Origin of the sequence: Haloplanus ruber (assembly GCF_024494725.1) — an archaeon.
Taxonomy (GTDB): Archaea; Halobacteriota; Halobacteria; order Halobacteriales; family Haloferacaceae; genus Haloplanus; species Haloplanus ruber.
Window position 1 is genome coordinate 230,067 of the sequence record NZ_JANHDK010000002.1, and the last position, 15,002, is coordinate 245,068.

Annotated in this window: 12 protein-coding genes; 10 read left to right on the top strand and 2 right to left on the bottom strand. The window is 67.0% G+C overall.

Annotated features, from left to right (window positions below):
• Window position 1: 1 nt before the first annotated feature.
• Complete coding sequence (locus NO878_RS09320) at window positions 2-1,117, bottom strand: nitrilase-related carbon-nitrogen hydrolase (RefSeq protein WP_256405719.1); 1,116 nt, start codon at window positions 1,115-1,117, stop codon at window positions 2-4.
• Between the two features lie 89 nt (window positions 1,118-1,206).
• Here NO878_RS09320 and hemC point away from each other — a divergent pair, with 89 nt between their 5' ends.
• The 10 genes from hemC to NO878_RS09370 all read left to right on the top strand — a co-directional run bounded on the left by hemC (window position 1,207) and on the right by NO878_RS09370 (window position 14,295).
• A complete protein-coding gene (gene hemC, locus NO878_RS09325; protein WP_256405720.1) occupies window positions 1,207-2,292 on the top strand; it encodes a hydroxymethylbilane synthase in 1,086 nt (361 codons plus the stop codon).
• The gene (locus tag NO878_RS09330; protein ID WP_256405721.1) at window positions 2,289-3,038 is read left to right on the top strand and encodes a uroporphyrinogen-III synthase; all 750 of its coding nucleotides are present in this window, start codon (window positions 2,289-2,291) and stop codon (window positions 3,036-3,038) included. The genes hemC and NO878_RS09330 overlap by 4 nt, the downstream gene beginning before the upstream one ends.
• A 34-nt stretch (window positions 3,039-3,072) precedes the next feature.
• Window positions 3,073-4,509: a RecJ family nuclease gene (gene recJ, locus NO878_RS09335; RefSeq protein WP_256405722.1), complete on the top strand. Its 1,437-nt coding sequence runs from the start codon at window positions 3,073-3,075 to the stop codon at window positions 4,507-4,509.
• Window positions 4,510-4,558: 49 nt separating this feature from the next.
• On the top strand, window positions 4,559-5,494 hold the full coding sequence (gene cysK, locus NO878_RS09340) for a cysteine synthase A (RefSeq protein ID WP_256405723.1): 936 nt from the start codon (window positions 4,559-4,561) through the stop codon (window positions 5,492-5,494).
• Window positions 5,495-5,590: 96 nt separating this feature from the next.
• Window positions 5,591-5,926 carry a DUF5783 family protein gene (locus NO878_RS09345; RefSeq protein WP_256405724.1) on the top strand — a complete coding sequence of 112 codons (336 nt, stop codon included), beginning with the start codon at window positions 5,591-5,593 and terminating at the stop codon, window positions 5,924-5,926.
• 25 nt (window positions 5,927-5,951) lie between these two features.
• Complete coding sequence (locus NO878_RS09350; protein WP_256405725.1) at window positions 5,952-6,332, top strand: NifU family protein; 381 nt, start codon at window positions 5,952-5,954, stop codon at window positions 6,330-6,332.
• A gap of 110 nt (window positions 6,333-6,442) precedes the next feature.
• Window positions 6,443-6,841 (top strand): PPC domain-containing DNA-binding protein, encoded by a 399-nt coding sequence (locus NO878_RS09355; protein WP_256405726.1) that lies wholly within the window; start codon window positions 6,443-6,445, stop codon window positions 6,839-6,841.
• On the top strand, window positions 6,838-11,916 hold the full coding sequence (gene polC / locus NO878_RS09360) for a DNA polymerase II large subunit (RefSeq protein WP_256405727.1): 5,079 nt from the start codon (window positions 6,838-6,840) through the stop codon (window positions 11,914-11,916). The genes NO878_RS09355 and polC overlap by 4 nt, the downstream gene beginning before the upstream one ends.
• A gap of 975 nt (window positions 11,917-12,891) precedes the next feature.
• Entirely contained in the window at window positions 12,892-14,001 is a 1,110-nt protein-coding gene (locus NO878_RS17300) for a glycosyltransferase family 2 protein (RefSeq protein ID WP_379823623.1), read from the top strand.
• A gap of 153 nt (window positions 14,002-14,154) precedes the next feature.
• Entirely contained in the window at window positions 14,155-14,295 is a 141-nt protein-coding gene (locus tag NO878_RS09370; protein WP_256405729.1) for a hypothetical protein, read from the top strand.
• Window positions 14,296-14,298: 3 nt separating this feature from the next.
• Here the strand turns inward: NO878_RS09370 and NO878_RS09375 are convergent, their stop codons facing one another.
• On the bottom strand, window positions 14,299-14,901 hold the full coding sequence (locus NO878_RS09375; RefSeq protein WP_256405730.1) for a metal-dependent hydrolase: 603 nt from the start codon (window positions 14,899-14,901) through the stop codon (window positions 14,299-14,301).
• Between the last annotated feature and the right edge of the window lie 101 nt (window positions 14,902-15,002).

A 15,002-nucleotide genomic window follows, 5' to 3' on the forward strand; every position in this document is an offset into this window, starting at 1 on the left:
ACTACCCGTCCGCGTCCCCCTGGCCGTTCTCGTCTTCGTTGCGCTCGTGGTAGGGCGGCACGAACACGTCCGCCTCGACCATCTTCTCGATCTGTCGCTCGGTCACCTCCTCGGCGTAGGTGTCGTGATCGACGGGCTGACGGTCGAGCCACAGGTTCTTCGGGTAGATCTCCCGGTCGTAGATGGGGCGGATCAACTCGGTCCGGAGGTCCTTGATCCAGTTGGTCAGCGGCGACGAGGTGCGGTGTTCGCGCAGTCCCTCCACGTCGATTGGCGCGGCACAGTACGACGACCCGGCACCGTAGGCGTGTTCGGCGAGGATCTCTCCACGGTGGTCGACGATCATCGACCCGCCGCCGAAGGTGTCGACCGGCGTGTCGGCGTCGGGAGAGACGTAGTACGTTCCCAGATTGGGCGCGACGACGTAGCAGGTGTTGTCGAGGGCGCGGGCGCGGTTCTGGATCTCCCAGCTATCGTTCGCCACGAGGGGTTCGGGGCAGGCGATCCGGCAGATCACCTCGGCGCCGTTCATCGCGAGACCGCGGACGTACTCGGGGTAGGCACCCTCGATGGCGAGCGAGATGCCGATGCGACCGATGTCGGTGTCGACGACGGGGAAGATGTCGTCCAGGTCGTCGCCGTGGTGGTCGGTCCAGTCGTCCCACACGTCGTGAGGGGAGACCGAGCGCTCGACGGGAAGCAAGGGGGTCACCTTCCGGTGGGTGTGGATCACGTCGCCGTCGGGGTCGATGACGAAGGCGGTGTTGTAGAACTTCTCGTCGTACTCCGGGGCCTTCTCCTTGGCCGAGGCGACGATGTAGGTGTCGAACTCCTTTGCGTACTCGCCGAGGGTCTCGGTCTCTGGGCCGGGAATCTCGACCGCAATCTCCTCGCGGTAGGTCGCGTGATCCATGTCGAACACCTCGTCGGTGAACCCCTGGAGTGCGCCCTCGGGGAGGACGGCGAGGCGGACGGGGAGTTCGAGGCCGCTGAGCCACGTGGCCGCCGAGAGCGCCTCGTGAATGTGCTCTAAGTTCTGCTCGATGTCGCTCCGTTCGTTGGCTCCCCACACGGTCGGGGAGAGGCCGACAGCGTTGTACTGCGGAATCTTCGACATGCGTCGGGGGGTCTCGGGTCCGACGGATATCGTTTGTGCCGGCGGCGGGAACTGGTGGGCTTTTCACCCTCGGGAGCGACCGAACGGACATGAACACAGGCGGGACCATCCGGCTAGCGACACGCGGGTCCGACCTCGCCCGCCGACAGACGGCGAGCGTCCGCGACCGCCTCGACGGGCGGCGTCGCACCGTCGAGACGGTGACGGTGTCGACTCGCGGCGACGAGATCAGGGACGAACTCATCCACCGCCTCGGCAAGACGGGGGCGTTCGCTCGCGCGCTCGACGAACAGGTGCTCGACGGCGACGTCGACGCCGCGGTCCACTCGATGAAGGACATGCCCACGGAGTCGCCGCCGGAACTCGTGGTCGCCGGCGTGCCGGAGCGTGCCCCCGCAGGGGACGTACTCGTGACCCCCGACGGCACGGACGTAGCGGGCCTCTCCGAGGGCGCGGTGGTCGGTACCTCGTCGCTCCGGCGCGGCGCCCAACTGCGCCGCGAGCGGCCGGATCTGGAGGTGGTGCCGCTCCGAGGCAACGTCGACACCCGACTGGAGAAACTCCTCGCACCGACCCTCCAGCGCGAACACCAGCGACGGCTTGACGCCGAAGACGAGGACGAGGGAGAGCATCCGGACGCCTTCGACCAGTCCGCCGAGGCGTGGTTCGACGACCTCTCGGAACTGGAACGGCAGGCGATGGAGCGAAGCGTCGACCACGAGTACGATGCAATCGTCCTCGCGGAGGCAGGGCTGGAGCGAAGCGGGCTACTGGGGACCGTCGAGACGACTCGGTTACCGAAGGCGCGGTTCGTCCCCGCGCCGGGCCAGGGCGCCATCGCGGTGACGGCGCTCGCGGAGGGCGAGGCGACGGCGACGATCAACGACCGGGTGGACGATCCGGTGACCCGCGTCGAGACGACCGTCGAGCGGACGGTGCTCGCGGAACTCGGCGGCGGCTGTATCGCCCCAATTGGCGTCCACGCCGTCGTGCAAGGGGAGTACGTCCACGTGACCGTGCAGGTGCTCTCGCTCGACGGCGAGGAGGCAGTCGAGCGAAGCGCCGACCTGCCGGTCACGGACCACGCGGACGCGGCGGCGTCGCTGGCCGCCGAACTACGCGAGGCGGGGGCCGCCGATCTGATCGAGCGCGCCCGAACGGAGGCCGAGGAGTGACCGGACCGTCGACCGACGACCGGCCACGCGTGGCGGTCTTTCGCCCGGACGACGACCGCCTGGCTACGGCCCAGTCACTCTTGGCTGATCTCGGCGCCGAGGCGGTCGCCGATCCGATGCTCGCGGTCGAGCCGACGGACGCGCGGCCGCAGGACGCCGACTACGTCGTGTTCACGAGCAAGACGGGCGCCGAACTCGTCGCCGAGGCGGACTGGGACCCGGGACAGGCGACGGTCGTCGCTATCGGGCCGAAGACCGCCGACGCGCTGGAGGCGGCTGGCTACGCCGTCGACCTCGTTCCCGAGGCGTTCTCCTCGACCGGGCTGGTCGACCTCCTTGCCCCCCGGGTTGGGGCGGCGACGGTGGAGGTAGCCCGGAGCGACCACGGCAGTCCGGTCCTACTCGACGGCCTGCGCGACGCGGGGGCGTCGGTCAACGAAACGGTGCTCTACCGGCTGGTTCGCCCGTCTGGCGCAGGCGAGTCGGCGACTCTCGCCGCCGACGGCGCCCTCGATGCCGCCTGTTTCACCTCGTCGCTGACGGTCGAGCACTTCCTCGACGCCGCCGCCGAGCGTGGGGTTCGCGCGGACGCGATCCAGGGACTGAACGCCGCCGTCGTCGGCGTCATCGGCGAGCCGACCCGGGAGACAGCCGAGAGCGAGGGCATCGCGGTCGACGTGGTGCCCGCGGAGGCGACCTTCGAGGCGCTGGCTCGCGAGACGGTCGCCCACCTCGAATCGGGCTGAGGGTTTATTCACGATGGCGCCCCAGGAACCGACGATGACGGGTCCCGTACCGGAACTCGCCGAGCGTGCGGCGGCGTGTGCCGACCGACTCCGGGCGGCCGACTCGGTGCTGCTTGCCTCCCACATCGACGCGGACGGACTGACGAGCGCCGCCGTCGCGGCGACAGCGCTCTCGCGGGCGGGCGTCCCCTTCGAGACGGTATTCGAGAAACAACTCGACGAGGCGGCGATCCGGCGGATGGCCGCGACCGACCACGACACGATCCTCTTTACCGACTTCGGGAGCGGTCAACTCGACGTGATTGCCGGCTTCGAGGAGCGCGGAGCGTTCGTCCCCGTGATCGCCGACCACCACCAGCCGGCGGACGCGACGACGACCTATCACCTGAACCCCCTGCTGGAGGGAATCGACGGCGCGAGCGAGCTATCGGGGGCGGGAGCGGCGTACGTTCTCGCGCGCGCCCTCGACGGCGAGGGTGTCGACAACCGCGACCTCGCGGCGCTTTCGGTCGTCGGCGCGGTCGGTGACATGCAGGGCGGAGTCGACGGGTTGACCGGCGCCAACGAGGGAATCGTCGCCGAGGGGGTCGCGGCGGGTGTCCTCGCCGAGCGCACGGACCTGGCGATGTACGGTCGACAGACCCGCCCGCTCCCGAAACTGCTCCAGTACGCGAGCGACGTACGGATCCCGGGAATCACGGGCGACGAGGCCGGCGCTATCGACGTTCTCACCGGGCTGGACGCCGACCTCCGGGAAGACGGCGAGTGGAAGCGGTGGGTCGACCTCTCCGACGACGACCGGCGGACGGTTGCGAGCGCCCTCCTCAAGCGGGCGGTCGCGAGCGGCGTGCCCGCGGACCGCGTCGACGACCTGATCGGGACGACCTACACACTCACGGCGGAGCCGACGGGGACCGAACTGCGGGACGTAAGCGAGTTCTCGACGCTTCTGAACGCGACGGCGCGGTACGAGCGTGCGGACGTGGGACTCGCGGTCTGTCTCGGCGACCGTGCGGCGGCGCTGGATCGAGCCCGGACGCTCCTCCGGAACCACCGTCGAAACCTCTCCAACGGGTTGGAGCTGGTGAAATCGGAGGGAGTCACCGTCGAGGAGAACGTCCAGTGGTTCGACGCGGGCGGGCAGATCAGAGAGACCATCGTCGGCATCGTCGCCGGGATGGCGCTCGGGGCCGACGGGATCCGCCGCGACCGGCCAATCGTCGCCTTCGCCAGCGTGGCCCCGGAGTCGGAGGCCGACGCCGCCGACAGTGAGCTGAAGGTCTCGGCTCGTGGCTCACACACGCTGGTGCGGCGCGGCCTCGACCTCTCGGCGGTCATGCGCGAGGCCGCGCGGTCGGTGGGGGGCGACGGCGGCGGTCACGACGTCGCGGCGGGGGCGACCATCCCCGCCGACGAGCGGGCGGCGTTCGTCGACGCTGTCGACCGTCTCGTTGGCGAACAACTCGGCTGACGAATCGATTCGGGTCAAGCCTTACCCGAGACACCGGGGTAGCGCGAGTATGAGCGAACGAGTGACCGCCGACCGGTCGCGCAAGGATGGCGTGGTCGACTCGGTCGAGGCGTTGATCGGCGACACGCCGCTGGTCCGCCTCGACGGGGTCGCCGAGAACCTCCTCGGAAAGGTGGAGGCGGCCAACCCCTACTCGGTCAAGGATCGGATCGCCCGGGCGATGATCGACGCCGCGGAGGCGTCGGGCGACCTCCAACCGGCCGGGACCGTCGTAGCAGCTACGAGCGGGAACACCGGCATCGGCCTGGCGACGGTGGCGGCCGCCCGCGGGTACGAGTGTGTCCTGACGATGCCGGCCTCGATGTCCGAGGAACGCCGAGCGATGCTGTCGGCACTCGGCGCGAACCTGGAGTTGACGCCCGCCGAGGAGGGAATGAGTGGGGCGAAGCGTCGGGCCGCGGAGTTGGCGACGGCAGCGGACGCCGTCCTCGCCCGGCAGTTCGAGAACGAAGCGAACCCGCGTGCCCACCGGCGGGCGACGGGGCCGGAAATCGACCGAGCCACCGACGGCGACGTTGATGCCGTCGTCGCGGGCGTCGGGACGGGCGGCACCATCACGGGGATCGGCGCGTACTTCGCCGAACGGGATCGCGACGTGACGACCGTCGCCGTCGAACCGGCGTCGTCGCCGACCCTCTCGGAGACCAGCGCCGACGGCCACGACATCCAGGGGATCGGCCCGGGGTTCGAGCCGGAGGTGTTGCGGACGGAGTTGGTCGACGAGGTGCGGGGGGTCACGGGCGACACAGCGCGGGACGCCGCCCGGCGACTCGGCCGGGAAGCGGGACTACTGGTCGGTATCTCCTCGGGGGCGGCGCTCGCCGCCGCGGCCGACTACGCGACCCACCATCCCGCGGAGACGACGGTCGTGATCCTCCCCGACACGGGCGAACGGTATCTCTCGACGGACCTGTTCGAGGCGTGACCTCGGCGTCTCGCGACTCGCGATCACTAGTCGACGAGATCCGAGTCGAGGAGGGCTAATCGTCCGACTTTTGCCCGCGCCCGCGAAAGGTCGTGCATGGCTGACTTCGATCCCGAGAAGTTCGAGGATAAGTACGCCAACTACTTTACCGAACTCCAGCGGGCGTACAAGGACGCCTTCGAGACGATGAACGAAGGGTTCGACTCCGACCTCATCCACGCCATCGACCAGCAGGTGCTCAACGAGTCCGAGCCGTTCTACGAGGACGGCGAGTTCCGGATCGAACTCCCGGAGAATCCGACTGAGCGCGTGACGGCCGTGGTCGTCGACGAGGAGAAGTTGGAGGCGACGCTGGAGCGGTACGTGGCGGAGATCGAGGCCGAACTCCGGTCGGTGTTTGGCCTTGACGACCGTGATGAACCAAAGGCCTAAGCCCGTCGGTGTCGTTGGTTCTCCTATGAGTACTGACGCTCAGGACGCCGACGGCGAGGACGACCTTCGGGAGCGCGTGACCAACTTTCTGCGGCGGAACTTCCCGCAGATTCAGATGCACGGCGGGAGCGCGGCCATCCAGCACATCGACCTCGAGACGGGTGAGGTGAGCATCCAACTCGGCGGTGCCTGTTCGGGCTGTGGCATCTCCCCGATGACCATCCAAGCCATCAAGAGCCGAATGGTCAAAGAGATTCCGGAGATCACGAAGGTTCACGCCGACACGGGCATGGAGGGCATGGGTGGCGAGGGCGGCCACGGCGGCATGGAACCCTCGTTCCCCGGCGAGACGACCGACGCAGACGACGGCGAGGGCCGCGACGAAGGCCCGCAGGCCCCGTTCTAACGCCCCGCTCGCCGCGGCGACTTTTTCCCGTTCCGAGCTACGGCCACGTCTCGCCCAGGGCCGTCGGCGGACCGAGTAAGGTTTAATCGGCGGCGGTTCGTCCCCCGTCCATGGACGTTCGCGAACTCGCCGTGAGCGCGGAGTACCGCGTCGCCATCGAGGCGGGCGACGACTGGCGGGGAGCGATCGAGGCCGTCGCCGCCGACGAGAGCGTCGCGTCGGCGTGGTTCACCGGCACGGGGACGGTCCGGGACGCCGACGTGTGGCACTACGACCCCGACGCCGGGGAGCATCGCGCGGTCCGATTCGACGAACCGCTGTCGGTGGCGGCCTGTACGGGCGAGGTGTCGACCGACGACGGCGGGCCGACGGCGCGACCATACGTCGTCCTGACGCGGCCGAGCGGCCAGGCCGTCGGCGGTTATCTCAACGCCGCCGAGACGGAGACGGGGCAGGTGTATCTTCGGGCGTTCGAAACGGGCTTCGGCGGCGGACGGGCGGAGCCGTGACCCCGGCAGACGAGCGGTACTTCGAGCAGATCGAGGATCGACTCGGCGAGGCGTTCGACCACGCAGAGCGGGCCAAATCGATGGGCGCGGATCCAAAGTGCGAGGTCGAGATTCCGGTCGCCCGCGACATGGCCGACCGGGTCGAGAACATCCTCGGCATCGACGGCGTCGCCGAGCGGGTGCGGGAACTCGACGGGCAGATGAGCCGCGAAGAGGCCGCGCTGGCGCTCGTCACCGACTTCGTCGAGGGGACCGTCGGCGATTACGAGAGCGACGCCGGCAAAATCGAGGGCGCGGTCCGGACGGCCGTCGCCCTGCTAACCGAGGGGGTCGTCGCGGCGCCCATCGAAGGGATCGACCGCGTCGAGTTGCTGGAGAACGACGACGGAAGCCGCTTCGTCAACGTGTACTACGCGGGGCCGATCCGCTCGGCTGGCGGGACCGCCCAGGCGCTCTCGGTGCTGGTGGCAGACTACGCCCGGTCGCTGCTCGGGATCGAGGAGTTCCGCCCTCGGGACGACGAAATCGAACGGTACGCCGAGGAGGTCGGCCTCTACGACTCCGAGACAGGACTCCAGTATACGCCCAAGGACAAGGAGACGAAGTTCATCGCCGAGCACATGCCGATCATGCTGGACGGCGAGGCAACGGGTGACGAGGAGGTCTCGGGCTTTCGCGACCTAGAGCGGATCGATACCAACGCCGCTCGGGGCGGGATGTGTCTCGTCCTCGCGGAGGGCATCGCGCTGAAGGCGCCGAAGATCCAGCGCTACACCCGTGACCTCGACGAGGTGGCCTGGCCCTGGCTCCAGGACCTCATCGACGGCACCATCGGTTCGGACGGCGGCGACGACGCGAGCGAGACGGAGGGGGCCGAGGACAGGGCGGACGGCGACGACGGCGGGCGCGAGGAGGCGGCCGAGGCGGGGCCACCCCGGGTCGATCCCTCGGGGAAGTACCTCCGGGATCTGATCGCGGGGCGACCGGTGTTCGGCCACCCCTCGGAGTCGGGAGGCTTTCGCCTCCGGTACGGCCGCGCCCGAAACCACGGGTTCGCGACGGCGGGCGTCCACCCGGCGACGATGCACCTCGTCGACGACTTCCTCGCGACGGGGACACAGATCAAGACCGAGCGCCCGGGGAAGGCCGCGGGCGTGGTGCCGGTCGACACCATCGAGGGGCCGACCGTTCGCCTCGCGAACGGCGAGGTCCGCCGCATCGACGACCCCGCGGAGGCCCTCGAGGTGCGCAACGGCGTCGAGGAGATCCTGGATCTGGGCGAGTATCTCGTCAACTACGGCGAGTTCGTCGAGAACAACCACCCGCTCGCGCCGGCGTCCTACACCGTCGAGTGGTGGGAACAGGAGTTCGAGGCGACGGACGCGGACGTCCAGGCCTTGCGGGACGACCCGCGCGTCGACCTGGCGGCGCCGACGGCCGCGGAGGCAATCGAGTGGGCCACCGAGTTCGACTGCCCGCTTCACCCCGCCTACACCTACATGTGGCACGACGTGAGCGTCGACGCCGTCGCGACGCTCGCCGCAGCGGTCGTCGACGGTGATCCCCGCGTCGCGGAGGGTGATGGCGGCTACGGCGCGATCCACCCACGGGACGAGGGCGACGGCGACGTCCTCGTGATCGAGCGGCGCGACCCGCTCCAGCGGACCTTAGAGACCCTCCTCGTCGAGCACGTCGCGACCGAAGGTGGGATTCGGATCCCCGACTGGCGGCCGCTGGCCCGGTCGCTGGGAGTCTCGCCGGAGGACGACGAGGCGTGGACGACGGCGGATCTGTCGGCCGCGGCCCGCGAGTACGGCGACGGCGACAACGCCATCCGCGCGGTCAACGAGGTGGCGCCGTTCACGGTGCGGGAACGGGCGCCGACGCGGATCGGCAACCGGATGGGTCGCCCGGAGAAATCGGAGCGGCGGGACCTCTCGCCGGCGGTACACACGCTCTATCCCATCGGCGAGGCAGGGGGCAGTCAGCGCGACGTCGGTGCCGCGGCCACGGCCCGCACCGACGAGGGGCGCGGCGTCGTGGACGTCCAGGTGGGCCGGCGGGCGTGCCCGGACTGCGGGACCGACACCCACCGAACGCGATGCCCGGACTGTCGGGCCCACACCGAACCGGTCTACGAGTGTGACTCCTGTGAACAGTTGATCGACCCGGACGAGTCGGGACGGGTCCACTGCGAGCGGTGTGACCGGGAGGTGACGAGCGTCGAGCGACGACACCTGAACGTCGGTGACCGCTACCACGAGGCCTTAGAGACGGTCGGAGAGCGGGAAGCCGCCTTCGAGATCCTGAAGGGGGTGAAAGGACTCACCTCCGCGAACAAGACCCCAGAACCGATGGAGAAAGGCGTGTTGCGCGCCAAACACGATGTGAGCGCGTTCAAGGACGGCACGGTCCGGTACGACATGACGGACCTCCCGGTGACGGCGGTCCGCCCGGAGGAACTCGACGTAACCGCCGCCGACTTCCGCGAACTCGGCTACGAGACCGACATCGACGGCGACCCGCTCCGCTTCGACGACCAACTGGTCGAACTCAAGGTTCAGGACATCGTGCTCTCGGACGGCGCCGCCCAACACCTCATCCAGACCGCCGACTTCGTCGACGACCTCCTGACGGAGTTCTACGACCTGCCGGCCTTCTACGAGGTAGACGAGCGCAACGACCTGATCGGCGAACTCGTCTTCGGGATGGCGCCACACACCTCGGCAGCGGTGGTCGGCCGCGTCGTCGGCTTCACCTCGGCGGCGGTCGGATACGCCCATCCGTACTTCCACGCGGCGAAACGACGGAACTGCTTCCATCCCGAGACGAAAGTGTGGTATCGGGACGAGGACGGAGCGTGGCATCACGAACGGATCGAGCGGCTGGTGGAGGAACGGCTCGATCCGGCCACCGCGGAGCGGGACGACTTCGGCACGCTCGTCCAGGAACTCAACGGCGATGTGCACGTGCCCAGTATCAACGACGAGGGAGAGCAGGTGCTGAAGCCGGTTGAAGCAGTGTCGAAACATCGGGCGCCCGATCATCTCGTCGGCCTCGAAACACGCGGAGGCAGGGAACTCACCGTGACACCGGACCACGAAGTCCACGTCTTCGACGACGGGATAACCCCGAAGCGAGCCTGCGAAGTCACGGAATCGGACTCCCTCGTGGTTCCCACCCGGATGGACGTAGCTGGATCCGCGACGCGGTTCGATCTCCTCGGAGAGTTCCTCGATAGTGACGATGTTCCGAACGAGTCGCTGATGCTGAAGGGATTGGACAAGGGCGAACTCTACGACCTCTTCACTGAGACGCTCGAAGCAGACTGGGACGGCCAGTTCTATCCGCTAAAAAGTACGGCGGAGTATCTCGGACTGACGAAGAAAGCGTTGAGCAACTATATCTATCGCAATAGCGTTCCAGCGTCCCTCGTCGTCGAGTTGCTCGGCTCGGCCGATGCCGTCGTCGAACGAGTGCCCGACGACATCGCTCTCGGAATGAAGCGAGACACCGTCGAGGTCGACCGGTTCGTCGACTTGGACGAGGAGTTCGCTACCCTCCTCGGCTACTACACTGCTGAAGGCTTCGCCCGCGAACAGTCCACGCCGAAGGGAACGATTCACCAGACAACTATCTCGGGTGTTGAAACGGAAGCACGCAACTTCTTCGTCGAGGCGTTCGATGCCGTACTCGGCGTCGATGCGTACCGAGAGAACGACGAGAAGGTCACCGCTTCAGGCCGGTTGCCACGCGCCTTCGTTGCGTCCGTACTCGACTGTGGCGTCAGCTCCGAAGACAAGCGTGTCCCCGACTGTATCTTCGACGCACCGGACGACATCGTCGCCGCGTACCTCGGGGGCTATTTCAGTGGGGATGGAACGGTTGACAAGAACACGCTGACGGTGTCGGCGACGACAATCAGCCGGGAACTGAAAGAGGATCTACTGGCGTTACTCACACGCCTCGGTATTACGGCACGTGTCGATACCGTCGACCCCGTTCCCCTCGTCGAGAAGTTCCCGGAATTCTACGACACCGACGATTCGATGTCTGCGGAGACGTTCGTCCTCCAGGTAACGTCGTCGGACGCTGTGCGGTTCGCAGAGAAGGTGGAACTGCATCTGTCGCGGAAACAGGAGCGACTGGAAACGCATATCGAGGAAATCGAGCCGAGAGGGCGGCGCGTCTTCGACGGGGGCAGCGGAGAGTACGCTGTCGACGAAGTTACCGACGTTTCGTGTGCCGAAGCCGACGTGGACCACACGTACTGTCTCACCGTCGCGGACACGCACTCGCTGATAGCGAACGGGACGTCCCAGAAGCAATGCGACGGCGACGAGGACTGCGTCATGCTCTTGATGGACGGCCTGCTCAACTTCAGCCGGGAGTTCCTGCCGGACCAGCGAGGGGGGCGGATGGACGCGCCGCTGGTCATGTCCTCGCGGATCGATCCCACCGAAATCGACGACGAGGCCCACAATATGGACGTGGTGCGGCAGTATCCGCGCGAGTTCTACGAGGCGACGCGGGAGATGGCCGATCCGGAGGAGGTCAACGTCGAAATCGCGGAGGCGTCGCTGGGGACCGACGGCCAGTACCACGGCTTCGATCACACCCACGACACCACCGACATCGCGCTCGGACCGGACCTCTCGGCGTACAAGACGCTGGGCTCGATGATGGAGAAGATGAACGCGCAGTTGAATCTGGCACGGAAGCTCCGCGCAGTCGACGAAACGGACGTCGCCGAGCGGGTCATCGAGTACCACTTCCTCCCGGATCTGATCGGGAACCTCCGGGCGTTTTCGCGCCAGGAAACCCGGTGTCTGGACTGTGGGGAGTCCTACCGGAGAATGCCGCTGTCGGGCGAGTGTCGGGTGTGTGGCGGGCGCGTAAACCTGACCGTCCACGAGGGATCGGTGAACAAGTACATGGACACCGCGATTACGGTCGCCGAGGAGTTCGACTGTCGGCCGTACACCAAACAGCGACTGGAGGTGCTCGAAAAGAGTCTGGAGAGCATCTTCCAGAACGACCGAAACAAGCCGTCACGGCTGGACGACTTTATGTAGCCGAGTGGATCTATCACGCATTCAAAGACATATATTGTCGTTACCCTGATTAATACACCTATATGCTGTTTCCCCGTGAACGCCGGCTCGAACCGCCGAAATCCCCGGTTTCAATCGGGGGGTTGTGTCTGGTAACGGCTGGTTACCGCACTCGTTGAATCCCGTATCGTTCCGGTAAGCAGTCACTAACTATGTCTGATAGGCGTAAGGATGGAGACGAATGATGACTGTGAGAACCGCGCCGAAACGAGGACGTTCCGTGACACCGGCGGTCGGCACGCAGAGCCGAGTCCGAAACGTACGACGCCGGCGGGCGGTGCAAGGGGGATGAGCGTACAGACGGTCATCCGTGACGGGGTAAGCGTCGAGAAGAGCGTCGAACGGACCGACCGCGAGGGGTCAGGGTTCGCCCGCGAACTGTGTGTCACCTTGATGGTGTCCTCCGATCACGACTTCCCGGTCGACGTCTCGATTGCCGACCGGTTACCGTCGGACCTCGGACCGCCGAACGTCGCGCTCCCCCCCAAGAGGGATCGTGACGAGACGTGGACGCTGGACACGGAAGCGGTCACCTGCCACGCCGTCGTGCCCGCGGACGGCTCGGTGACGGTGAGCTACGTGTTACATACGGACGCCGTCAGCGAGGCGGCGCTGGTCGGGGCGACGACGATCACGGAGGTTCGACCTCTCGATCCGGCACCAGACCCGGGAATCGAGAGCGACGGGCTGGCGACCGACGGTGACGCGCCGGCGATGTCACGTGCCGCCGAGACCAACGGAACCGGTGTCGTGAGCGGAGCCGGGAGCGCCGTCGACAACGGCGCCACGAAGTCGGCGCCGGACGGTGTGGCGGCCCCCGAGGAGGACAGCGGGATCAAGTCGGTCGACCTGTTCCGACAGAGCGAACAGGTGGCCGCGGACAGTCCCTTCCTCGTCCCTCGGCGGAGCGACGCCGATCCGATCGTCTCGTTCGTCATGCCGACGATGAACGAGGAGGAGGGCATTCAGGAGTGCATCGAGCGGGGGAAATCTGCCCTGGAGATGCTCGGGTTGACCGGCGAAATCATCGTGAGCGACAGCTCCGAGGACCGAACGCCCGAACTCGCGGCGGAGTTGGGCGCACACGTCGTGACGCCGGACGCCGCGGGCTACGGGTACGCGTACCGCTACGCGTTCGAACGGGCGCGGGGAGAGTACATCGTCATCGGCGACGCGGACACGACCTACGACTTCGAGGAGTTACCGAAGCTGTTCGAGCGCTTACAACGGACCGACGCGGACATGGTGATGGGAAGCCGGCTGGACGGCGAGATCAAATCGGGCGCGATGCCCCCCCTCCACCAGTACGTCGGAAATCCGCTGTTGACGCAGTTCCTCAACGTCTTCTACGAGGCGGGGGTCAGCGACGCCCACAGCGGCTTCCGGGTGATCGAACGCGACGCGCTGAACCACCTCAACCTCCACTCCGACGGGATGGAGTTCGCCAGCGAGATGATCATGCAGGCCGCGGAGCGCGACTTGGACATCGAGGAAGTCCCCATCGTCTATCACGAACGCGAGGGAGAGGCGACACTCGACAGTTTCCGCGACGGCTGGCGTCACGTGCGGTTCATGTTGCAGAACGCTCCGGGCTATCTGTTCACCGGGCCGGCCATCGGACTGGGCATCGTTGGCGTCGTCATGATGACGCTGTCACTGCTGAATCGCCCCTTCGCGGGCGTGTTCTTCGGACAGCATACGATGATCGCCGGCAGTCTCTCGGTGATCCTCGGCTACCAGATCGGGAGTCTCGGCCTGTTCAGTGCCGTCGCGGCGGAGCCGATCCGCTCGCCGCGAGATCCGGTGACGGAGTGGGTGCTAAGTCGGTTCCAACTCGAGCACGGGACGACCCTCGGGCTGGCGGTGTTCGCCGCCGGCGGGCTCTATACGACCTATCTCGTCGCCCGGTGGGTGCAGAGCGGCTACACCGAACTCCCCATCGTCCCGATGAACCTGCTCGCGTTCACCGCACTCGTGCTCGGCGCGCAGACGGTGTTTCACTCCTTTTTCCTCAGCCTGCTCGGGACGTCCGTCGGGGAGGCCTGAAACCCCACGACCGCCCCCTCGTTTCGACACTGATCGCGACGAGCTGCCAGTCTCCGATACCCGACTCCGAAGCGGCCCCGAACCGTGTAAATGAGTGACTGACACCTCTGTAACCAGTCAATACTTATACCATATTGCGCCGATCCATCGGGCATGGGACGTTACCCACGGGAAGTTCGGGACGCACAAATCAAGTGCATTCCGTGTAACGCACCGGTAACCAAGACCGTCGACGGGGAGTTCGTCTGTGTCGAGTGTGGTGGCTCGCCGATCGACCGCGCCCCCGCCGAGTGAGTGTCAGTCGGATATCCGCGTCGCGTCGGCCGGCCGGCGGGTGACGAATCGCCAGAGAGTGCCGACACCCGGAAAGCCGTCGAGCGCCCAGATCCCGAAGAGAACGAGCAGGAGTACGAGCTGGAAGCCGAAGCCACTCGCCATGATCTGAGAGGGGGAGAGACGAGGCAACGCTTGGAGATACGTCATCCACGCATCGAGATGTTCGAACAGACTATCCTTGGGGTAGGTCGGCGCCGGAACCAGCGGCCAGAGGAGGAAGGCCGCACGGCCAAACTCGCCCGACAGCAAGGCTTGATACGAGTCACCCAGCAGATGCGTGTACAGGCCGACCGAGAGTGCCCCCGCGGCGTCCAGCCGGTCGGCCCGGTACGCCACGAACGCGACGAGCAGGCAGACGGCGGTGACGGCGAACAGCGAGTGCCCGATGCCGCGACCGTCGAAGATTCCGAACCACCAGTTGAGGGGCTTGTCGACGAGGTCGGGAAGTTGTGTGCCGAGCGCCAAGACGAGCGTCGGGACGCCTGCAGGGGCTCGCTGACCGCGCACGCGCACCAAGACGGTGTAGACGAGGTAGCCGACGGCGAGATGACCCCAAGGCAACATATCGTATCGGCGGTACGGCGCGAGGATACTAAGCGTCTCGGCTCCGAACGGGATCGGAGACGTGGCGACACCCACCAGTCACCGACTCGCACGAGAGGGGA

Bases quoted from the DNA above. Each gene is read 5' to 3' on its own strand.
- NO878_RS09320 (WP_256405719.1), bottom strand. From the start codon at position 1,117: ATGTCGAAGATTCCGCAGTACAACGCTGTCGGCCTCTCCCCGACCGTG.
- hemC (WP_256405720.1), top strand. From the start codon at position 1,207: ATGAACACAGGCGGGACCATCCGGCTAGCGACACGCGGGTCCGACCTC.
- recJ (WP_256405722.1), top strand. From the start codon at position 3,073: ATGACGGGTCCCGTACCGGAACTCGCCGAGCGTGCGGCGGCGTGTGCC.
- cysK (WP_256405723.1), top strand. From the start codon at position 4,559: ATGAGCGAACGAGTGACCGCCGACCGGTCGCGCAAGGATGGCGTGGTC.
- NO878_RS09345 (WP_256405724.1), top strand. From the start codon at position 5,591: ATGGCTGACTTCGATCCCGAGAAGTTCGAGGATAAGTACGCCAACTAC.
- NO878_RS09350 (WP_256405725.1), top strand. From the start codon at position 5,952: ATGAGTACTGACGCTCAGGACGCCGACGGCGAGGACGACCTTCGGGAG.
- NO878_RS09355 (WP_256405726.1), top strand. From the start codon at position 6,443: ATGGACGTTCGCGAACTCGCCGTGAGCGCGGAGTACCGCGTCGCCATC.
- NO878_RS17300 (WP_379823623.1), top strand. From the start codon at position 12,892: ATGCCGACGATGAACGAGGAGGAGGGCATTCAGGAGTGCATCGAGCGG.
- NO878_RS09370 (WP_256405729.1), top strand. From the start codon at position 14,155: ATGGGACGTTACCCACGGGAAGTTCGGGACGCACAAATCAAGTGCATT.
- NO878_RS09375 (WP_256405730.1), bottom strand. From the start codon at position 14,901: ATGTTGCCTTGGGGTCATCTCGCCGTCGGCTACCTCGTCTACACCGTC.